The organism is Lewinella sp. IMCC34183 (assembly GCF_003390915.1).
GTDB lineage: Bacteria > Bacteroidota > Bacteroidia > Chitinophagales > Saprospiraceae > Neolewinella.
This window is the reverse complement of the sequence record NZ_QMEM01000003.1, coordinates 465,685-487,696: the sequence shown is the minus strand read 5'-3', so window position 1 is coordinate 487,696 and position 22,012 is coordinate 465,685. Positions and strand designations below refer to the sequence as shown.

13 protein-coding genes and 1 pseudogene are annotated in these 22,012 nt (G+C 63.1%); 6 read left to right on the top strand and 8 right to left on the bottom strand.

Annotation, left to right across the window (positions count from 1 at the left end):
• Positions 1 to 102 precede the first annotated feature (102 nt).
• Complete coding sequence (locus DQG19_RS09630) at positions 103 to 360, top strand: DUF3253 domain-containing protein (RefSeq protein ID WP_116126041.1); 258 nt, start codon at positions 103 to 105, stop codon at positions 358 to 360.
• A gap of 3 nt (positions 361 to 363) precedes the next feature.
• On the opposite strand, the gene DQG19_RS09625 is transcribed toward DQG19_RS09630, so the two are convergent.
• From DQG19_RS09625 to DQG19_RS09610, 4 genes are all read right to left on the bottom strand, one after another.
• On the bottom strand, positions 364 to 3,765 hold the full coding sequence (locus DQG19_RS09625) for a HEAT repeat domain-containing protein (RefSeq protein WP_116126040.1): 3,402 nt from the start codon (positions 3,763 to 3,765) through the stop codon (positions 364 to 366).
• A 613-nt stretch (positions 3,766 to 4,378) separates the two neighbouring features.
• The gene (gene clpB / locus DQG19_RS09620; protein WP_116126039.1) at positions 4,379 to 7,213 is read right to left on the bottom strand and encodes an ATP-dependent chaperone ClpB; all 2,835 of its coding nucleotides are present in this window, start codon (positions 7,211 to 7,213) and stop codon (positions 4,379 to 4,381) included.
• Between the two features lie 14 nt (positions 7,214 to 7,227).
• Positions 7,228 to 8,439: a carboxypeptidase regulatory-like domain-containing protein gene (locus DQG19_RS09615; RefSeq protein ID WP_116126038.1), complete on the bottom strand. Its 1,212-nt coding sequence runs from the start codon at positions 8,437 to 8,439 to the stop codon at positions 7,228 to 7,230.
• Positions 8,429 to 9,007, bottom strand: a complete 579-nt coding sequence (locus DQG19_RS09610) for an RNA polymerase sigma factor (protein ID WP_116126037.1) — start codon at positions 9,005 to 9,007, stop codon at positions 8,429 to 8,431. Before DQG19_RS09610 ends, DQG19_RS09615 begins: the two co-directional genes overlap by 11 nt.
• Before the next feature lie 368 nt (positions 9,008 to 9,375).
• On the opposite strand from DQG19_RS09610, the gene DQG19_RS09605 reads away from it, so the two are divergent.
• The 4 genes and pseudogenes from DQG19_RS09605 (at position 9,376) to DQG19_RS09585 (ending at position 15,840) form a co-directional block, all read left to right on the top strand.
• A complete protein-coding gene (locus DQG19_RS09605; RefSeq protein ID WP_116126036.1) occupies positions 9,376 to 10,038 on the top strand; it encodes a transposase in 663 nt (220 codons plus the stop codon).
• A 155-nt stretch (positions 10,039 to 10,193) separates the two neighbouring features.
• Entirely contained in the window at positions 10,194 to 11,282 is a 1,089-nt protein-coding gene (locus DQG19_RS09600; protein WP_232826473.1) for a mannose-1-phosphate guanylyltransferase, read from the top strand.
• 28 nt (positions 11,283 to 11,310) lie between these two features.
• Positions 11,311 to 11,481, top strand: a pseudogene (locus DQG19_RS09595) (RHS repeat-associated core domain-containing protein); the annotation flags it as partial.
• 1,482 nt (positions 11,482 to 12,963) lie between these two features.
• Positions 12,964 to 15,840: a glycosyl hydrolase 115 family protein gene (locus DQG19_RS09585; protein ID WP_116126034.1), complete on the top strand. Its 2,877-nt coding sequence runs from the start codon at positions 12,964 to 12,966 to the stop codon at positions 15,838 to 15,840.
• Positions 15,841 to 16,206: 366 nt separating this feature from the next.
• Here DQG19_RS09585 and DQG19_RS09580 read toward each other — a convergent pair whose 3' ends face one another.
• From DQG19_RS09580 to DQG19_RS09565, 4 genes are all read right to left on the bottom strand, one after another.
• Positions 16,207 to 16,641 carry a hypothetical protein gene (locus tag DQG19_RS09580; protein WP_157974422.1) on the bottom strand — a complete coding sequence of 145 codons (435 nt, stop codon included), beginning with the start codon at positions 16,639 to 16,641 and terminating at the stop codon, positions 16,207 to 16,209.
• Positions 16,628 to 18,460 (bottom strand): peptide MFS transporter, encoded by a 1,833-nt coding sequence (locus DQG19_RS09575; RefSeq protein WP_116126032.1) that lies wholly within the window; start codon positions 18,458 to 18,460, stop codon positions 16,628 to 16,630. The genes DQG19_RS09580 and DQG19_RS09575 overlap by 14 nt, the downstream gene beginning before the upstream one ends.
• A gap of 118 nt (positions 18,461 to 18,578) precedes the next feature.
• Complete coding sequence (locus DQG19_RS09570) at positions 18,579 to 18,938, bottom strand: hypothetical protein (protein ID WP_157974421.1); 360 nt, start codon at positions 18,936 to 18,938, stop codon at positions 18,579 to 18,581.
• Positions 18,939 to 18,944: 6 nt separating this feature from the next.
• Positions 18,945 to 21,374, bottom strand: coding sequence for a penicillin acylase family protein (locus DQG19_RS09565; protein ID WP_116126030.1), 2,430 nt, complete (start codon positions 21,372 to 21,374; stop codon positions 18,945 to 18,947).
• 89 nt (positions 21,375 to 21,463) lie between these two features.
• Between DQG19_RS09565 and DQG19_RS09560 the strand changes: the two genes are divergently transcribed.
• Positions 21,464 to 21,865, top strand: a complete 402-nt coding sequence (locus DQG19_RS09560) for a hypothetical protein (protein ID WP_116126029.1) — start codon at positions 21,464 to 21,466, stop codon at positions 21,863 to 21,865.
• Positions 21,866 to 22,012 lie beyond the last annotated feature (147 nt).

Sequence of the window (22,012 nt, the reverse complement as noted above, 5' to 3'; positions counted from 1 at the left end):
GCCAGTGACGTTGGTCAGCACCTTGGGTTCGGCCACCGCTGGTATTCGTGCCGGCGTCGGCCCCCGGCGAGCTTTTGGTCGCCGATCCGTGTTTTCCCCGCTATGGACGGCCGGACAATCGACGAAGCCATTCTGGACCTGACGCGCCGCCGCGGGCCGGACAAGACCGTCTGCCCCTCGGAAGTGGCGCGGCACCTGTCGCCGGACGATTGGCGCCCGCTCATGGCATCCGTGCGGGAGCGGGCCCGGACGCTGGCTCGTGCCCGCCGCATCGAGATCACCCAGCGGTCCGAAGCGGTCGACCCGGACGCGCAGTGGCGGGGGCCGATACGCCTACGCTGGCGCAGGGAAGACGACTGACGATCAGCTTTCCTCCCCGTGCAGGCTGGCGAGGAAGGCCACGACGTCGCGGATCTCACGGCGCGACAGCCGGTCCTCCATCGAGGGCATGCTGGAGGGCAGGGTGGTCTGTTCGGCGATGTCGCTGACCGAAATGGTCTGGATATCTTCCTTGCCCACCTTCAGCTTGATCGTTTCGTCGGTCCGTTCCAGCACCGTGCCGGCGGTTTCCGTACCGTCGTTCAGGGTGACGTAGAGGGTCTCGTAGCCGGGAGCGAGGCGCGCGCTCGGCCGGATAAGCGCTTCCAGCAGCTGCCGGCGGTCTAGCCGCTCCCCGATGCCTCCCAGTCCCGGGCCTACATTGCCGCCGTACTCGAAGATGGCGTGGCAACGCACGCAGTTCGCCGCCTCGTTGTTGACGAAGATCCGCTGTCCCCGCCGCGCGTCCCCACCCTGTAGGGCGAAGGTGTAGAGGCCCAGGTCCCCGTCGATCTTGCCGGCATAGCCGGTGAGCAGGGCATTGAGGTTGGGGTCGCCGTGTTGCTCGACCGCTTCGGCCAGGTCGAGGCGTACTTCGGTGGGCAGGTTGTCGGCCTCCAGGCGCTCGAGCAGGCGGCCAAAGAGGGCGGTAGAGGACTCGCCCGGGATCTTACTGAGGCCCTGTAGGGCGGCCTGCTGCTCGATGGTCGAGCCGTTCTGCATCACCTTTTCGTACAGTAGCACGGAGCGCTCCGCGGGAATGCCCGAGCTCGGAAGAATCTCGAGCGCGCGGGCGCGCAGGTTGCCGTCGCGGGCGGCGAGGGCGATCTCCAGGTCGGCGTCCAGATCGGGTGCCTCCAGCTGGGCCAGGGCGTTCAGGGCCTCGATGCGCACGGTCGCGGAGCGGTCGCGCTTCAGCAATTCGGTGAGCTGGGGGATAGTTTCTTCCAGCTGCAGCCGGCCGGCGGCCTTGATAGCGGCCAGGCGTACGTCTTCGTTGCCGCGGCGCATCAGGTCAGCGATGACCGGTTGTAGCGCCGTGGCCGCAATGGTGGAGTCCTGCTGTATCTCGCCCCGGTAGCGTCCGTCGACGCGGTCAAATACCGACGGGTGGCCCCAGGCCGCCAGGGCACCCAGGGCCTCGGCGCGCAGTTCGGCGGGGGCGCCGCTGCGCTGGGCGTAGGCGGCCAGCCGTTCCACGCTTTCGCTCCCGCCGACGCGCACGTTGGCACTGATGGCCCGACGAATCAGCGGCTCGGAGGTGAACCGCGGATCGTCGAGGGTGGCGGCCAGGGCGGGCAGCGCCTCCTCGATAGAATAGTCGTCGTTGATGCCGCGGGCGGCCTCGGCAACGATGTATTCGTCCTCGTCGTCCAGGAACTGGGCGATCTCCGGCGATTCGATGCGGCGCAGGGCCACGACGGCGGCGGTACGCAGCGCCCGCGACGGACTGTCCTGCAGCGCCACCAAAGGCTCCACGGCGCCAATGCGGCCGAGGGCGATCATGCCGCCCATGCGCAGGTAGGTATCCGCATCGTCGTTCTCTTCCAGCATGGCAATGATGGGCTGTACGGCCGAGCGCTCCTCGGTCCGGCCGAGGGCCTCCGTAGCCATGAACCGGACGCGGGGCTCGGCGTGCTTTAGCAGACCGATCAGCTGCCGGGCGGCGCCGGGGTAACGGACGTCGCCGATGGCGCGGGCGGCCTGGGTGATGATCTCCGGGTCGTCGTCCGCGAGCAGGGGCACCAGGTCGGCGGCCGCTTCGTTGTCCGCCCTGGCGAGTTGGGAGAGTCCCCAGATGCCGTGGACCCGGGCCAGTTGATTAGCATTGCCCCGCGCGGCGGCGAGGAGGGCGGCGTGGCCGTCCTCTTCCTTTTTGACGAGGGCGAACTGAGCACCCTGCCGTACCCGCTGGTCCTGGTGGGCCAGCAGCAGCGCCAGGGTATCTACGGTAAGTTCGTTGAAGTTGGTGTTCAGGAGGCGCTTGACTTCCTGCCGGATGGGCTGCTCGGCTCCGCCCGGCACGTCCAGTTTCCAGATGCGGCCCTCGTTTTTGGTGTTCCAGCCGTTGATCCAGTCCGAGAAATAAAGCGCGCCGTCGGCCCCGAAGTCAACCCCCGTGGGCAGCAGGCCCGAGACCACTTCCTTGGTGGTGCCCAGCTTGAAGCCGGCCCCTTCCGGCTCCAGCGTGAAGGCGTGGAGCGGGGAGTTGGCCGGGTTACCGCGGAATTCGGCCACGAAAAAGTGGTCGTAGTACTCGGGGCCGAGGGCGGTGCCGGGATTGTGGACCATGCCGGTGGGGCCGTTCACGTAGTTCTGGATTGGGGGGAGGAAGTAGGCCGCCTGCCCCCCCCAGCGGGGCTCGTACATGCGCTCGTCCATCCACACCTTGTAGTCGTTGTTGTCGGGGTCGGTGTACTTGCCGAATTGCCAGTTGATGCGCCAGCCGGTATCGGAGCCGTCGATGAGGTACACCAGCCGCTCGCTTTCGCCGCTATGGTCGCCGTCGTTGTCGACGGAGATCAGGTTGCCGTATTCGTCAAAGACGAACTCGTGGGTGTTGCGCACGCCCATGGCGAAAACCTCGAAGTGGCTGCCGTCGGGGTCGCAGCGGACCACGGTGCCCCGGTTGGGGTACTTCCATTCCTTGCCTTCCTTGTCGACCACGTTCATGCCCACGTCGCCGGCCCCCCACCAGATGCGGCCCTGCGGCCCGACGGTGACGCCCGACATGCCGTGGCCGCTGAAGCCGATGTGCACGATCCAGCCGTGGCTGATCGAGGTGGTCTCGTCGGCGCGGCCATCGCCATCGGTGTCCTTGGTGCGCCAGAGGTCGGGCCCTACGGAGATGTATACCTCCCCGTCGTGGTACTCCACCCCGTTGGCCACGTCGGTCATTTCGTCGTTGAAGTCTTCCAGGTATAGCTTGGCCCGGTCGGCCACGCCGTCGCCGCTCTGGTCTTCGACAAACCAGACCTGCTCCTTTTCCACGGCGAGGTCGCGCCAGTCGCGGACGCCGTCCTCGTTGCGGTCCTGGAGGTAACGTTCCGACTGCTCGCTGCCCTCCTCGAAGGTGCGGCGCAGGAAGGCCTGCCGCTCCTCCACGCTTTGGAAGGAAATGGAGGCCGTCATCCAGTCGCGGTGGCCCCGGATATCAAACTCCGAGTTGGCCATCCGCTTGGCGCTGGTGTAGTAGATCTTCCCGTCGGGCGCCACGCTGATGGCGATGGGGTCGGTGACGAGTGAATCACTGGCCCAGAGACTCAGTTCCAGCCCATCTGCTACCTGTGCACTGCTTTCCGTCCGGATCTTTTGGGCCAGGTCGGCCGCCGCGGCGGGTTCCAGCTGGATGTTGCGGTCGGGGTAGCGCGGCTCGGCGACCTCGGGTTGCTGGGCGCAGTATGCCAGGGTTGCGAGGGCGATCAAAAGAACAAATATTCTGGGCATGGTCGATGGTTGTCAGCCGATAAAGATACGTTCACCAAATCGATTTAGCTGGGTTGAGGGCCTCTGGCCCGATTAGCTTGAAAAAGCGGAGAACGTCCCACCGTCCCGGCGTACACCGCACAAACAAAGGTTGAGGACCTCCGGTCCGATAGGGTACGGAGCGTGCATTGCGGGGCTTGGTATGGTTTTGCCGCTCGCCTTGCTCGCGAATGAATCGGCCGGAGGTCCTCAGCGCACAAACAAAGGTTGAGGACCTCCGGTCCGATAGGGTGCGGAGCGTGCATTGCGGGGCTTGGTATGGTTTTGCCGCTCGCCTTGCTTGTGAATGAATCGGGCCGGAGGCCCTCAGCGCACAAACAAGGGTTGAGGACCTCCGGTCCGATAGGGTACGAAGCGTGCATTGCGGGGCTTGATATGGTTTTGCCGCTCGCCTTGCTTGTGAATGAATCGGGCCGGAGGCCCTCAGACCGTGATGTGCTCCTTTCGGTATGCCATCTGCCGCTCGCTGCACTCGCGAATGAATCGGGCCGGAGGCCCTCAACCCGGAATGGTTTGCGGGGTGAACGCTTCGTCTCTGGGAAAACCCTGCACCAGCGGCCCCGCCGGAACGAACTTATTCCTTCTTGGCTTCTTCCGTGGCGTCCAGGAGGTCCTGGGTGGCCTGCTTCAATTCGTCCACGGTGCCTGTGGGCTCGTCGTCGTCATCCTCGGCCGACTTCTTTTTGCCCCGGCGGCGGGTCTTCTTGTGCTCGGTTTCTTCCTCGGCCGATTTTTCCCGGGCCACGGCGGCCGCCTCGGCGGCGTCCTCCGGGCTGCTCTCGGTGGCCGGCTCGGCGGGGAAAGGCTCCTTGCCGAAGGTCAGCTTCCCGCTGCCCAGATCGGTGTAAATGACATCGCCCGCGAGGAACTTGCCCGAGATGAGGTCCTTGGAAAGTTCGTCGGCCAGCTCCGACTGTAGCACCCGCTTCATGGGACGAGCGCCGTACTGCGGGTCGTAGCCGCGCTCGGCAAGCCAGCCGAGGGCGCGGTCGCTGATCTTGATGACCATGCCCTGGCGGGCGAGCATCTTCTCGGTCTTGCGCAGGAGGAGCTTGGCGATCTGCTTGATCTCGGCGCGGGAGAGGGGGGTGAACATGATGCGCTCGTCGATCCGGTTGAGGAATTCGGGGCGCAGATTGTCCTGCAGGGTTTCGAAGACCTCTTCTTTCGTGGTCTGGATGATGTCGGCGCGGTGCTTGTCGTCGAGATTGGCCAGGTCCTCGAAGTTTTCCAGGATCGTATCCGACCCCATATTGGAGGTCATGATGATGATGGTATTCTTGAAGTTGGCCACCCGCCCGCGGTTGTCGGTGAGCCGGCCGTCGTCGAGCACCTGCAGCAGGATGTTGAAGGTGTCGGGGTGGGCCTTCTCAATCTCGTCGAGCAGCACGATGGAGTAGGGGCGCTGCCGCACGGCCTCGGTGAGCTGGCCGCCCTCGTCGTAGCCCACGTAACCGGGGGGGGCGCCCACGAGGCGGCTCACGGTGTGGCGCTCCTGGTACTCGCTCATGTCGATGCGGGTGATGGCGCGCTCGTCGTTGAAGAGTACCTCGGCCAGGGCCTTGGCGAGCTCGGTCTTACCGACGCCGGTGGGGCCCAGGAAAATGAAGCTGCCGATGGGGCGGTTCTCGTCCTGCAGGCCGGCGCGGCTGCGGCGCACGGCGTCGGAAACGGCGTGGACGGCCTCTTCCTGTCCGATGAGGCGCTCGTGGAGCTCGTCTTCCATCTTGAGGAGCTTGTCGCGCTCGCTCTGCATCATCCGCTGTACGGGGATACCGGTCCAGCGGGCTACCACTTCGGCGATATCGTTGGCGGTGACTTCCTCGTTGGTGAAGCGGTTCTCGTCGGGCAGGTTTTCCAGGTCCTTGTCGGCCGCGGCGAGTTGTCGCTTGAGGTCCTGCAACTGTCCGTAACGGATCTTGGCCACGGTTTCGAAGTCGCTGTTGCGCTCGGCCCGTTCGGCGGCGTGCTCCAGCTCCTCGATGGTCTTTTTGATGTTCTGGCTGGTGTCGACGAGTTCTTTCTCGTTGTGCCAGCGGGCGCGGAGGCTGTCGCGCTTCTCGCGGGCGTTGGCGATCTGCTCCGCGATGATGTTGAGCTTGGGCGCGCTGCCCTCCCGCTTGATGGCCTCCCGCTCGATCTCGAGCTGGCGGACACGGCGGTCCCACTCGTCGATCTCCTCGGGTACGCTGTCGAGCTCCAGGCGGAGGCGGGCGGCGCTCTCGTCGATGAGGTCGATGGCCTTGTCGGGCAGGAAGCGGTCGCTGATGTAGCGGTTGCTCAGCTCGGCGGCGGCTACCAGGGCCTCGTCGAGGATCTCGATCTTGTGGTACACCTCGTAGCGCTCCTGGAGGCCGCGCAGGATGGAGACGGTGTCCTCCACGCTGGGCTCCTCGATGCGCACGGTCTGGAAGCGGCGCACGAGGGCCTTGTCCTTTTCGAAGTATTTCTGGTACTCATCAAGGGTGGTGGCCCCGATGGTGCGCAGGTCGCCGCGCGCGAGGGCGGGCTTGAGGATGTTGGCCGCGTCCATGGCACCGTTGCCGCCGCCGGCCCCGATGAGGGTGTGGATCTCGTCGACGAAGAGGATGAACTGCCCGTCGCTGTTGGTCACCTCCTTGATCACGCCCTTGAGGCGCTCCTCGAAGTCACCCTTATACTTGGCGCCGGCGAGCATACCGGCGATGTCAAGCACGAAGATCTTTTTCTCGCGCAGGCTTTCGGGCACGTCGCCCTTCACGATACGCCAGGCAATGCCCTCCACGATGGCTGTCTTGCCCACGCCGGGCTCGCCGATCAGCAGGGGATTGTTCTTCTTGCGGCGGCTCAGGATCTGCAGCAGGCGGCGGATCTCCTCGTCGCGGCCGACGATGGGGTCGAGCTTGCCGTTTTCGGCCCGCTCGTTGAGGTTGACAGTGTACTTGTCCAGCAGGTTGTAGGTATCGTCGGAGGAGGGGTCGGTGACGGTTTTTCCCTTGCGCAGCTCCTGGATGGCGGTGCGGATGCCGTCGTTGGTGGCACCGAGGTCTTTCAGGATGCGGGCACCCTTGTCGCTGGCGCCCTGGATGATGCCGAGCAGCATCAGCTCGATGCTGATGTACTGGTCGCCGAAATCGACGAGCATCTTCTTGGCGCGGCTAAGGGCGCGGTTGGCGTCGCCGGTGAGGTACTGCTTCGACTGCCCCTTCACACGGGGGTAGTCCTGCAGGACGGTCTTCAGCTCGCGGCGTACGTCGGGGAGGTTAACGCCGACTTTTTTGAAGATGAAGTCGGCCACGTCCTCGTCCACCGTCATGATGCCGGCCAGCAGGTGGGGGGTATCCACCTGTTGCTGGTCCATCTCCTTGGCAATTTTCTGTGCCTGGATGATGGCCTCCTGGGCCTTGGTGGTAAAATTCTCGTAGGTCATGCGGTCGGGATAAGCTATTCGAAACGTAAGGTAAAGTAAACGCGTACGGGGGCCTCTCCGGTTACGACCTCCCACGTGGAGCTTTCGACGAGCGTCTTCCCCACGTAATCCATGGTGGCCCCGTCGGGTTGCCCCCGGAAGCGAAAATCGCTCAGGTTGCCGTCGTCGTCGACCAGGAAGCTCACCCGCACCTTTCCGGCGGGCACATTGTCGGGTTTTTCTTCCTCTATCCGGCGACGCAGGGCGCGGTAGCCCTCGACGGGGCGGGCGACCGCGCGTTCGAGCGGGGTATCGTTCAGGTCCACGCGACTGATCGCCGCCGTTTCCGGGAAGTCTGCGGGCTGGCGGACCGGTTCGGCCTCCAGGCTGATCTGCAGGCTGGCCGTGGTATCAAAGACCTCCACGGTTTCATCCTCGAAGCCGGAGTGGCTCAAGCGCAACAGGTTGAGGGTAAGGTCGTAGGGCAGGGTGAAGATGCCGTTGCTGTCGGTGGTCACGCCCAGGGGCTGACCGGCACGACGTACCTCGATGTCGGGGAGGGGGGTGCCGTTGGCATCGGTTACGCGGCCGGTCACCTGGCGGGGGGAGACGGGCGGCGGGGCCATCCGGCGGCGGACGGCCGGCGGCGGAGCGCTTTGCAGCACCGGGGCGGGTGGGGGAGGGGGCACCGCGGACGAGCGGGCCATGGCATCGGCCTCCGTTTCTTCGACCGCGCTTTCCACTTCCGGCTGCTCGTCCTGTACCGGGACCCGCTTGCTGCGGGTTGCGGCCGGGGCGGCGGGTGCCGGGGCATTCTCCTGGGGTGGTGGGGCCACGTCCTGCTGTTCCCGGGGCGCGGACGCGGGTGCGGGGGAAGCGGGGGCGGGGGCCGGCGGCGTGGGCTCGATCTCCTGGGCTTCCGTCATGGCCAGGGTAGATTCCGATTCTCCGAAGTAGCGCGGCAGCAGCAGGACGGCCACGGCGAGGAGGACCAGGCCGGTAGCGGCCGCGGCATAGCGGGCGTAGGGGATGCGGCGGACGGCCGCGGTGGGGCGGACACGTTCCACCATGGCGGCGACCCGTGCGCCGTGGTCGGTTTCGGGGGCGGAGGAGAGTCCGTCGAGGGCTTCGCGCAGATCGGGATCGCGGGTGGCACGCCGTTCGAGTTCCGCCTCCTCGGGGGCGGTCAGCTCCCCGCTGATCCAGCGGCGGAGGAGTTCGTCGTCACGGTAGGCGTCAGTGGGCACGGGGATCGTTGCTTGCGTGGTGTCCTTCCAGACATAATTTAAGGTTGCGGCGGCCGTTCTGTAAGTGAGAACGCACCTGACCCACACTAAGATGTAGCCGTTTGGCGACACTGGCGTAGGTGCTGCCCTCCTCCAGGTAGAACAGACGGACGCACTGCCGTTGTTCCTCGCGCAGCTGCTTCAGGCACCGGTGCAGCGGCCGGGTATCGGGCGGTGCGTCCTCGGCTTCCCGGTAGTGATGCTGAAAAGCTTCCGATTGCATAAGGTCGCCGACGCCCAGTTCCGCCGGGTCGCGTTTTTCCCGTCGCAGTTGCATCAGGCAGTGGTTGCGTACGAGGGTCTGCAGCCAGGAGCGGAAGTTGGTCACCTCGTGCCGGGGAAGTTTTTTCAGTAGCACCGTAAAGATCTCCGCACCCGCGTCCTCCGCCCGCTGGGGGGTACCCAGGTAGCGCATGCATACGGCGTAGATGAGCTCGGCGTGGCGCTGGTAGAGGGGGAGGAGATCCCGCGACGTTCCGGTTTTCCGGAAGTCGGCCAACAACTGCTGATCATCGGGTGCGGGCGGCATCGCTGCAAAGTACAACGCTGCCTCCGGCAGCAGCAGTACAATGCTGCCTCCCGGCAGCGCTGGTAAGAAGCTGTCTCCCGACAGCGCCAGTACAACGCTGTCTCCCGACAGCGCCAGTACAACGCTGCCTCCCGGCAGCGCCAGTACAACGCTGTCTCCCGACAGCGCCAGTACAACGCTGCCTCCCGGCAGCGCCAGTACAACGCTGCCTCCCGACAGCGCCAGTACAACTCCGCCTCCCGGCAGCGCCAGTAGAATGCTGCCTCCCGGCAGCGCCCGATGACCGTCAATCGTGATTTAAATAATTAGTTTGAAATTTGAAAAACAAAAAACAAAATGTATTTTTATCCCGTCAAAAACCCGTAGCCATGCGCACCCTCTATATCCCGGACACCCCGCTGCACCTGACCTACCGCCTCTATGGAAGCATACCCAACCTCCCACTTCAAAAGCTCCACAGCAGCCACCGCCTGCGGAAATTGAGACTGGCAGAGACCTTTCCCGCCGACCAGCGCGCCGCTAACCAGGAAACCAAGGAACTGTACCGCGAGGCCTGCCTTGCCGCGGAAGTGGATCACTACCTGGGGTACGACGAGCTACTGGATCGCCCCACCACCGGCCCGCGCTACCTACGCGGTGCGGCCGCCAAGCGGATCGTCATCGATTCCTGGCACCACCTGGCCAAACAGGAAGGCTTAAAGATTTACGCGGTCAGCGTTATGGACAACCACGTCCACCTGCTGTTACAAAACTGTTCGGAAAACCGATTGGTCTCGATGGTCGATACCCTCGAAAACCACAAGAAGTGGACCGCCACCCAGTTGAATCGCCTGCACGGCATGAAGGGGCGCCGGGTGTGGGCGGAGAAGGAGTACAGCCGCACCGTGCGCCGGGGCGGATTCGAGCATGTGCTGTGGTACGTGCTGAATAACCCGGTAAAGGCGGGGCTGACGGAGGATCCGCTTAGCTGGGAGGGGAATTGGTGGTCTCCTGAATTGTACGATTCATTTATTGTTGCTCGGGTGGCTTAGCGCGGCCGGAGGCCGCCTTGTGCTTCCGCTGCCGGGAGGCAGCGTTGTACTTTAACCCGGGTGGCTTAGCGCGGCCGGAGGCCGCCTTGTGCTTTCGCTGCCGGGAGGCAGCGTTGTACGGGGCGCGTTGTACCTTGCGCACTCAGAGTATACCCATGGATAACCACACTTACGTAGCGATCATGGCCGGCGGCGTCGGCTCCCGTTTCTGGCCCGCCAGCCGGGAAGATAAGCCCAAGCAGTTCCTCGATATCGCCGGCGACGGCAAGAGCCTGCTGCGGATGACCTTCGAGCGCTTCCTTAAGCTCACCACGGCCGACAAGATCTTCATCGTCACCAACGCCCGCTACGAGGCACAGGTGCTCGAGCACATCCCCGAGATCACCGCCGATCAGGTGCTCTGCGAGCCCAGTCGTAACAATACCGCCCCCTGTGTGGCGTACACGGCCTTCAAGCTGCACAACCTCGATCCCGAGGCTAACTTCGTCATTGCCCCCAGCGATGCGCTGATCGTCAACGATACCCTCTTCGCCGCCAACATCAATAAGGCGCTGAAATTTACCGCGGGGAACGACGCCCTCGTCACCCTCGGCATCTCCCCCGATGCACCCCATACGGGCTACGGCTACATCCAGTTTCTCGACGACACCTCCACCACCGAAACCGAGGACGTCTACCGCGTGAAGCGCTTCACCGAGAAGCCCGACCTGGAGACCGCGAAGGGCTTCCTCAAGAGCGGTGACTACCTCTGGAACGCCGGCATCTTCATCTGGCGCGCCAAGACCGTCCTCGACGCCTACGAACGGTACGCACCCGAGATCTACGCGCTGCTGTCCCAGGGACTGAACTACTACAACACCGAGGAGGAGCAGTCCTTCATCGACGAGTTCTACCCGCAGACGCCCAGCATCTCCGTCGACTACGCCATCATGGAGAATGCCGACAATATCTACACCATCCCCGCCCAGTTCGGCTGGTCGGACCTCGGCGCCTGGGGCGCCCTCTACCACGAGACCCAGAAGGATAATGACGGCAACGTGCTGTCCGGTACCATCATCACCGAGGATACCCACAACAGCTACATCCGCGCCCCCAAGGACAAGCTGGTGGTCGTCGGCGGTATCGACGATCTCCTCGTCATCGACGAAGGCGACGTACTGCTCGTCTACCCCCGCAACCGTGAGCAGGAGATCAAGGCCCTGCGTGCTAAGGCGGAAAAGGAGCACGGGGAGCGGTTTGTGTAGGTGATCGGTTACTTGGTGTCGGTATACTGGCAAGCAGCTGAACGTAGATCTCGGCTTCTACGAATACGGGGCCCGGTGGTATTATCCTGCCATCAGACGGCTTACTAATGTTGATCCGCTTCCCAGCAAGATGCCAGCTTCCATTACATATAATGGTACCTTCAATAATGGAATTGAATTGGGTGACCGAGCTGATTAAAATCTTGTATCAGCAAGGTTTGCAGTAACGCAGTTAACCGTCAGGTATTAAAGCGGACATCTGCTTGCCGGACTCATTCGACATCATGTATTTCTTTCCGGAGGTATCCTTTTCAACACTATCGAGAGTGAAGTAGTGAAATGCTTCCGTTCTGGCAGCTATACTTATAAATTCGCTATTCCGGACGATATCGTCGATAGTTTGTCATTGGCACCACCCAGTTCTACGAGACCACTTCCCGTCGCCTAATAAATACTATCCCGCAGTGTTGCGGGATGAATGGGGCGCAGCTATTAGGCGCTTCCTCACAATGACATTACGGTCACGGTTTTTCTGAACGCAGCAGGGGGTTGCGGTTGATCCGCTTGGCTCTTCTGCGTTCTAGTCGAAGGCGGGTTCGTGGCGATTAGCAACCGAGCCGGTTTTGGTCGGTGGGAGGGAGGCTACTCCGCTGGGCCGGGGTTTGCCATTTGGTGCGATAGCTAGCTAACGCAATCATCGGAGTTGGTCAAATGAGCGCCCAAGTACTGCAAGGGGAAGCAAGGCTACTATTGTTCTCGTAACAACTGAACAGTATGGTCAAGAAATACAGCGGGCCAACCTACCACTACCACCGCCCCTACGCTTGTGTAGCTGGTGACCGGAAACCGGAGCACGTGCCGCCGCGGTACTTACCCTATCACCCGATTGATCAGGCTAGTACGTTTGCAACCTAGATCGCTACACTGAGATAATGAAGGCGAAAACATCAATCACTACTGATATATAGGCAGTGTTGCTGATGCTCGCCTTCTCAACACCAGTAGTTGCGATCTTTGGATCCCAGGTGGTGAAGTACTACAGAGGGAAAATTACACAGGGGCGGGTCATTGCCATCGATCACCACGATGTAGTGGTTTTCTACGTAGACAGAATCGACGGTCAGCGGGACGGACGCTTCGTGGGAAGTGACCGAACGGTTAACCGCCTCAGTATCGGTGACCGGGTCGAAATACGATACGTAGCAGGGAGTGCACTTTTTATGTGGGCGGAAGCTATCGAAGGGGCAAATAAAAACTTACTTTATACCGCAATAGTCTTACTGGCTCTCTATGCGAAGTGGAAGGTTTACCGGAGATACGTAAATGAAAAAGTACGGAGAAAATAATGTCCCGCATTCCCGACTCAGCAAGTGAAAGAGCGCGCACAGCCACCGGTTGTTCCTGCGTCTGATCCAGCCGCGTTACTGGGCAGAGTAACAGCTAAGCTGGTCCGTAGCCGGTTGTAGGACGGCGGTAAGGTTAAATAACCAGCAATCCAAGGTATGTACTGAAATGCACTGCTGGAGCAGCGCCGCATCCGATCCCGGAGTTGTGGCGCGGTTCAGTCATCCCGCAATGGGCGCAGCCTCACCGTATTCGGACTGACCCGACAACCCACACTTACCCCAAACGACAACACCGTATATTACACAATCGATTGTGCCATTTAACCTAGCTTCCGATGAAAACGCTATCCCTTCTCTTCCTGCTTTGCCCCCTGCTGTTGCTTGGCCAGGTTGAGGTCATGGACCGGTCGGTAGACCGCAAGCAAGAATTTATCCTGGTCGACGGTACCGCCGCCACGCCCATCCTTTACGACGCGGAGGACGAAAAACTGATGGAACTGACCGCCGGTTTCCTCGCCGATGATGTGGAGCGGGTAACCGGGAAGCGACCGGAGGTGGCCGTCGCGGCCGGTGACGTATCGAGTGACCGGGTGGTCATCATTGGCACCGTCGGTAAGAGCGAGTTCATCGATAAACTGGTCTCTTCCGGGAAGCTTGACGTCGATGAGATCCGCGGTGGCTGGGAGCGCTACGTCGTGCAGACGGTAAAGCGGCCGCTGCCCGGGATCCGGGAAGCCCTGGTTATCGCCGGCAGTGACAAGCGGGGCGCAGCCTACGGGGCACTTTCGCTCTCCGAGAAGATGGGCGTCTCCCCCTGGTACTACTGGGCCGACGCCCCGGTACAGCAACACGAGCAGCTGTACGTAAGCCGGGATCGCTACGTATCGGCGGCCCCCTCCGTCAAGTACCGGGGCATCTTCCTCAACGACGAGGCCCCCGCCCTGACCGGCTGGGTGGACGAAACCTTCGGCTCCTTCAACCACGAATTTTACGAGAAGGTGTTCGAGCTGCTGCTGCGCAGCAAGGCCAACTACCTGTGGCCGGCGATGTGGCGCCCGCGCGTATTCGCCACCGACGACCCGGAGAACCTGCAGGTAGCCGACGACTATGGCATCGTGATATCGACCACCCACCACGAGCCGATGATGCGCTACCACGAGGAGTGGAGCCGCTACGACGGCGGCGTCTGGAACTACGAAACCAACGCCCCCAAGCTGCGGGAATTCTGGCGGGGCGGCATTGAGCGGATGGGTGACTACGAGAGCGTCGTGGCGCTCGGTATGCGGGGTGACGGCGACGAGGCCATGGGCGAAGGCACGGCGGTCAAACTGCTCAAGGACATTATTGCCGACCAGCGCGAGATCATCGCCGACGTGACCGGCCGGCCCGCCGCGGAAACGCCGCAGGTGTGGGCCCTGTACAAAGAGGTGCAGGACTACTACGACAAGGGCATGCGGGTCGACGACGACATCCTGGTGCTCTTCTGCGACGACAACTGGGGCAACGTCCGCATCCTGCCGAAGAAGGAGGACCTCGATCACGCCGGCGGCTACGGCATGTACTACCACTTTGACTTCGTGGGCGGGCCCGTCTCCTACCGCTTCCTCAATGTCACCCAGATCGAGCGGGTGTGGGAGCAGATGAACCTCTCCTACGAATGGGGCGTCGAGGACCTCTGGATCGTCAACGTCGGTGACCTCAAGCCCATGGAGCTGCCCATCAGCTTCTTCCTCGACTTTGCCTACGACGCCACCCTGGAAGCCGCCGACCTGCCCAACTACTACACCCAATGGGCCGCCCGCCAGTTCGGTGACCGGCAGGCCGAAGAGATCGCCAATATCCTCGCCCTGACCACCAAGTACAGTGCGCGGCGCACCCCGGAAATGCTGAAGCCGGACACCTACAGTCTCGATAACTACCGCGAAGCCGACCGCGTGTTGGAAGAATACCAGTCGCTGGCCGACCGCAGCAGCGCGGTCTACGCCAAACTTCCCGAAGCGTCCCGCGATGCGTACTACCAACTGGTGCATTTCCCGATCCTGATCTCTCAGAACCTGAACGAGATGTATATCGCGGCGGCCAAAAACGCCCGCTATGCGCGGCAGGGCCGCGCATCCGCCAACCACTACGCGGACCTGGCCCGGGAGAAGTTTGCCAAAGACTCCGAACTGATCCGCTACTACCACGACACCCTCTCCGGTGGTAAATGGGATCACTTCATGGACCAGAAGCACATCGGGTATACCACCTGGAGCGAACCCATGGTGGAGCAAATGCCCGCCGTCACCTACATCAAGGTGCCACAGGGCGCGGCCCTCGGCTACGTGGTCGAGAACGGGCCGGGTTCCCGCTGGTCGCCGGGGGGACTGTTCAGCCGCACCTTCGCACCCTTCGACCCGCTCAACGACCAGCAGTACCGACTGGAGATATTCAACCGCGGGCAAACTCCTCTGGATTACCGCCTGCAAACCAGCGACGACTGGATCCAGCTCTCTGGTGAGGGCGGCAGCATAACCTACGAGGGAACCGTCACGGTAAGCATCGACTGGCCACGGGTACCGGAAGGCGTCACCTCCGGAGAAATCACGGTAACCGGTGCCGGGCAGGACTTCACTATCGCGGTACCCCTGCGACGGGATATGCCGGAAGCGGCCGGCTTTATCGAGAATAACGGAGTGGTAGCGATCGGAGCCGCCGACTTCAGTAGCCACCGCGACGCCGCGGAGGCCCACTGGACGGTAGTTCCCAACCTGGGACGCACGGCATCCTCCGTCACGGTGGAGCCCGCAGATGCCCCACGGCAGGAGCCAGGCCCCGGCGCGCCCCTGCTGGAGTACACCTTCACCCTGCTGGATACGGCGACGGTGCGGCTGGAAACATACCTCTCGCCGACCCTCAACTACAAGAAGAACGAGGGGCTGAAGTACGCCGTCGCCATTGACGACGCGTCTCCTCAGATCATCAACATCAACGCCGGCGACGAGAAGCCCGACTGGGAATATCCCGACTGGTGGAATAATTCGGTCACCGACCATATCCGCATCAAGGATTCCGACCACGGCCACCTCGCCGCCGGTCAGCATACGCTCAAGGTGTGGATGGTGGATCCGGGCCTGGTATTCCAGCAATTCGTGATCGACGCCGGCGGCCTGAAGCCCAGCTACCTGGGGCCACCGGAGAGCACCCGGGTGGGCACCGTCAAGAAGCGGTAGCACCGGTGAAGTCTAAGTTCGGAGGTTCGTCAGGGTGGCCGTAGGTCGACCTATGGGGCTGCCCGTATCCGTGGCAGCTTCGTGCCGACGAAGTTGCCGACATTGGAGAGAAAGTGGGCCCGGAACGGCACAGCCGGATGGTAGACCGGGTCAGTGCATATCTCGTACCAGTCTTGCCGCGCGTTCGCTACGTAGAAAGCAACCGCAAACAGGGTAGTGATCAAATTCAGAAGCCTGCCCCAACCGCCGCAAACCAACGCCCCCCGCACCAGCGCACCCGCAGAAAAAGCAGACAGCAAAGAGCGGTTGAAGCGATGAAAAACTGCTTTAATTCAGGGCCAAAGGCTTTACAGTAGTACCAGCGTACTAGGTATACCGTTCAGCAAACTCCTCAACAGTAGGCCTAAACCAGTAAAACACCCCCATCATCAGCACCACCAGGGCCAGCGGCTCGAAGTTGAAAGTGAGCAGGGCGATAGCGGTCAGCAGTAAGGTCGCGCTCTCGATGATCGCAAGGCGTACGTACACCGTGGCCCGGTAGCTGCTCGCGGCCCGCTCCCGGAAGTTGCGCTGCCGCCGCACCGTGCGCTTGCGGAAGTTGTCGATGAACCACGCCCCGCCCACCATGCAGACGGCGTAACCGGCCACCACCAGCAGGTCGGTCTCGCCGTCCATAAAGTAGCGCGGCGCCTGCCCCCGGATGAGGAACCACACCACGATGGCGAACAGCAGTTGCGCCATGAGCAAACCGTAGAAGATCGTCTGCAGGCGCTGGAACCAGCGGCCGTCATTCAATGCCATGCATCATCTTTTTCATCCACCCGGAGATGGCAATAAAGATCAGCGCGGCGGTGATCGGCACCGCGGCGAAGATGCCGAAGAAGCCGCTCAGGCCTACCGCCTCGGCGATCTCGTCGATGTAGGAGCCGGTGAGGCCGGCGGCGAAGTTGGCGATGAAGTTGGCCACGAAGAAGACCCCGAACATCAGTCCCACCAGGCGCACCGGCGCCAGCTTGGACACGTAGCTCAGGCCCACCGGCGAGATGCACAGCTCGCCCAGCGTATGGAAGAGGTAGGCGGCGATGAGCCAGAACATGCTCACGCTGGCCGTCTTGGCCCCGTCGGGAATGCTCAGCGAGCCGATGGCCAGGATCGCGAAGCCAAGCCCCAGCAGCGTGAGGCCGAGGGCAAACTTGATCGGGCCGCGCCGCAGGAAGGAGATCTTGCGCTCCCACAGCTTGGCGAAGGCCGGCGCGAAGCAGATGATGAACAGGCTGTTGAAGATCTGGAACCAGCCGGCGGGTACCTCCGGAGCGGCCTCAGTGAACTGCTCGTAGAGCATGTTGCCGATCAGGATCCAGATGATGACGAAGGCCAGGCCGAGCACGATATTCGACAGGCTGTAGTTCTTGAAGGTGATGCTGAAGAGCTTGAACAGTACCCAGGTCAGTACCACCACCGGAATGACCGTGATGGCCGTATTCGCGATGCGGAAGTAGGTGGCTCCCTCACCCGTCAGGTTGCGCTCGGTGTAGTCGAGGGCGAAGATGGTCATGGAACCGCCCGCCTGCTCGAAGGCCCACCAGAAGAAGATGATGAAGAAACTGAAAACGATGATCGACCACACCCGGTCGCGCTCTACCTTCTTCAGCGACTTGTCCGCCACGATCCAGCCCACGAAGCCGACCACGGCGCCCAGGATGATGGGTGGCATGAACTCCCGGCTGAAGGTCTGCAGGGCGTTGGCCTGCGGCTCGGCGAAGGTGGCGATGAGGAAGTAAAAGACGGCCGCCACGGCGAAGCCGATGCCGCCCCAGATCAGGGCGCGCTGCCCGTCGTCGTCGCCGCCCACGGAGGGGGTGAAGTCCTCTTCCGCATCGACCGGTGCCAGGGAGGCGTCGACGGTGAAGCCTTCCGGCTCCACGGCGCGGGACTCGGTGACGTCAGATTTGCTGGCCTCCAGTTCGCGCGTCTGCCGGGGCGAGAGCCCGATGTCGCCGAAGATGTCCTGGGCGAACCAGAACTGGATCAGCCCGATCAGCATGAAGATGCCCGCCAGGCCGAAACCGTAGCCGTAGCCGTAGTTGGGGTTTTCGCCGTAGTAGCTGCACAGCAGGATGCCCAGGAAGGCCCCCGCGTTGATGCCCATGTAGAAGATGGTGTAGGCCCCGTCCTTGCGTTCGGTGTCCTTATCGTACAGCTGCCCCACGATGGAGCTGATGTTGGGTTTGAATAGGCCGTTGCCGATGATCAGCAGGGCCAGGCCGGTATAGAACAGGCCGGAGGTCTCGAAGGCCATGGCCGCGTGGCCCAGCGTCATGATGAAGGCGCCCAGCACCACCGCCTTGCGGTAGCCGAGGAGCCGGTCGGCCAGGATGCCGCCGATCATGGGGGTGAAGTAGACCAGTCCGGTGTAGATGCCGTACAGCGCCAGGGCGTCGGCCCGCTCCCAGGGCGTATCGCCGAAGGCAACGTCGACCAGGAAGACGACCAGCAGCACCCGCATCCCGTAGTAACTGAAGCGCTCCCACATCTCGGTGAAGAAGAGCACGAAAAGTCCGGGCCGGTGGCCAAAGATGCTGCCCCCGTCTTCCGGGTGCCTTACGGTCGTAGTATCCATTCAGGTTTGGTTAAGGTTAGTGTCGCTACCGTCAGCCGCGGGCCGGAGGTACGGTTCCGTGAAAAATCCGCGAGTACAAGCTGCGTGATCCGCGGTGAATGCCACCAAAGAAACAAAATTACCGCTTACCCCCCTGCAATGCGATGCGTAGCGACGAGCCGAACAGCCCGCCCAGCCCCGCCGTGATGCCCCCGAAGAGTGCCGTGAGGACCACCAGTACCCAGCCCGTCGGAACCCCGAAGGTCACCGCCAGCCGGTCGCCGAGGCGCCCCTCCGACATCAGGTGCAGGTAGCCGGCGTAGCAGCCCCACACCATCACCGCCGCCAGGAAAGGAAAGTAGAAGCCCGCCCGCCGCCACACCGGTAGCAGCCCGGCACAGACCAGTGCGCCTACCGCCGGCACCCACCAGGGACCTCCCAGTGCGAGGGTTGCCAGGCAGATCAGCAGTACCAGAAGCAAGAGAAATAAGCGATACATAGGTTATTATTCAAAGATCCAGCTGCCAATGGGCTCCACCGGCCGGCTCCAGCGGGTGAGTTCGTGGTAGCGGCCCTCGGCCCACTCCTCGAAGCCGTCGTCGTAGAACTCGCTGCCGGGGTTGCCGGACGCACCGCCGGGCAGGGCACCCCAACCCCGGGGATTCTCGCCGAGCTCGATGACCATGCGCCAGCTGGCGCCGAATTCGTTGCTCACCACCCGCGGCACGCTGCGCGCACCACCGGTAGTGATCAGCGGCGAGCCGAATCCGGGGATCTTGGCGAGGTGCTCTATGCGGGCGTTGCGGCGCCCGGCCCAGGTTTCTGGCTGAGTGCCCTCCAGCTCGTCCAAGATCTCGTCGAAGGCACGCTGCGTCAGGATGGCCGCCGTCTCCCGCACGTCCGTCGTGGAGTCGATGTCGAATATGATGTTCTCGGGGTCGTCCCGCAGTAGAGCATTGAATTTCCACAGTTCGGGGCGGAGCAGCTGACTGTCCCGGGGCAATTCGTCAAAGGTCAGGTCGTACACCCGCCGACTCCAGTCGTCGAAGAGGGCAGGAGCGCGACTGTCGCCCTCGTAGCGGTAGTCCCACTCGGAAAGCACCCGCAATAGCTGCCGTCCCTCACCGGTAAGTGTCGACCGGTTGACGCGCGCCAGCAGGTAGGGTACCATTTCCTCGGCCAGCAGGGAGTAGCTGTCGAGCTGGAGTTCCTTCATCCGCCGCTGGTTCATCGTCGGCTGCTCTTCGAGCACCCGGTTGATGTAGCGGCCCCGGTACTCGTCGAAGAAGCCCAGGTAGTAATAGGGGTAGTCCGGCCCCGTGGTCACCTGATTGGCCGAGCTCACGAAACCGCGGCCGGGCCGGTACGCTACCGGCCGTTCCTCGAAGGGGATGGTACCGCTCCAGGCGTTCTTCAGGCTGTCGCCCTCCCGGATGAAGCGTCCCTCCTCGGGCTCCCGCAGCGGGAAGAATCCATTAGGCCGGATAGCGATAGCTCCGTCGCGCGCCGCGAAGATGAAGTTCTGTGCCGGGTCTACGTAGCCCCGCAGGGCCTCGACGTAGTCGCCGTAGTTGCGCGACTGCATCAGCTTCAGGAAGGTCATGACGGTAGTGTGCGGGCGCACTTCCTTGCCGGGCTCGTCCTGGGCCAGCCACCGCATGGCCATCTCGGCGTAGGGCCCCTCGGTTTCGGGTACGGGGCCGAAGACGGTCCAGGGGGTGCGTACGATCTCGTCCGGTTCTCCCTTCACCCGCAGGGTATCGTTCACCCAGCGGGTGGGGGTTTCTGCGCCGTCGAGGCGGTAGGCGTCGCGGCTTTCGTCCGTCCAGTCGATCCGGTACCAGTCGGTCACGTCGTGGCCGACGTTGGTCTCCCCCCAGGCTACGTAGTCATTGAAGCCCATCATGAGTCCGGGCGCGCCCACGAGGCCCACGCCGCGGGCGTTGCAGCCCGGAAAGGTGATCTGTGCCTCGTACCATACGCTGGGGTAGGTGAGGGAGAGGTGAGGGTCACTGGCCAGGATGGGTTTGCGGGTATTCGAGCGGCTGCCCGCCACGGCCCAGTTGTTGCTGCCGTTATCCGGGTCGGGCGGGAAATACCGGTACGCATCCTGCGGGGACGCGGGTGCCGCGTTCTCCGGCGGAGCGGAAGGGCGGGTCAGGTTTGGGAAGAAGGAGAAGGCACTGACCTGGTCGGCCGGTCGCGTCTCCGGTACGACCGGACTGGACTCGGGGAAGCGCTCGGGAAAGAGGTTGTTGAACTCCGCCGGCCCCAGCCAATCGCGGGTGCGGGTGGCTTCCGCGTCGGCGTAGCGTCCGCTCAGGCCGGCGGACATGCCCTTCAGGAGCAGGGCCGTCCGGTAGGGAGACCAGCGCAGGGGCCGGTGGCCGAGCAGTTTGTACTCCAGGGGATAGTCGTCGGGATCGAGCTGGTCAAGGTAGGCGTTGACGCCGTCGGAATAGGCCTGCACGGCGGCGTAATCGGCCGGAAAATCCTGCCGCATGGTATCCACCGTACGGCGGGCCATTTCCCGGAAGCCCCTGCGGATCTGGGCCCGGTCGCGCGCGGCCATGGATTCCCCTAGCACCTGCGCCAGCGCCCCCTCGGTGGAGCGGGTACTGATGTCCATCTGCCAGATGCGGTCGTAGGCGTTGACGTAGCCCTGCAGGAAGCAGGCGGCCTCCAGGCTGCCGGCGATGATGTGGGGTACGCCGCGGTCGTCGAAGTGGATCTCGCCGCGGGCCACGGGGTGGTCAAGGTGGAAGTTCAGCTGCTTTATGCGGGGGCCTTCGCCGGCATTCTGCCAGAAGCCGTGGCCGGGGTCGAAGAAGGGGCCGAGGGCCGGCAGGGGCAGTCCGAACGGATTGGCCAGACTGGCCAGGAGGAGCCATCCGGTGAGGGCGACGGCGGCGACGGCGGGGGCGATCCAGCGCATAGGGGAAATTGGGGGCGGACAGCGAAGGTAACGGCCGCCCGGCGAACCATATGTAGGAACCTACATTATAGCGGGACAACCCCCGGCTAATGCGGATTCTGTCACTTTGCTTCCTCTGTTGCCTCCTCCTCTCCGGCTGCGAGGGCGATGCCCGCAACCGCCGGGCGGCCCGGGGGGCGGACTACGTCAGCGATCCCGATCACCTCTACTTCAAGAACGTGCGCAGCCGCGACTACGCCACTACCTCCCCGGAAGAAGGGGTCGACGTATACACCCACGCCGACCTGGGCGATCCGTCCGACCTCTACATCATCGACCGCTGGCTGGAAGACCGGGCCGAGCTTTCCTGGGCCGGTCGGGTACTGGAGCCCGCCGAAGCGCTGAAACTCCGTCGGCAGCTACGAACCGGCGGCGGTCCCTTTCCGGACGAGCAGCGCCGCGCGGCGGCCGTGGAGACGGTGGAAGACTACCTGCGGATGGTGGGGGAGTGAGGGGTGTGGGCCTTGGTGCTTGCCTGGGTTTCGTACAGGTTTACGCGGATAGTCTGCAGATCTTTATTGGTTGGCTGGTGGGTCTTGATGGAGTATTGCGGGAAAAATCTGTGTACATCTGTGCCGGAGCGCAGCCAAATCTGTGAC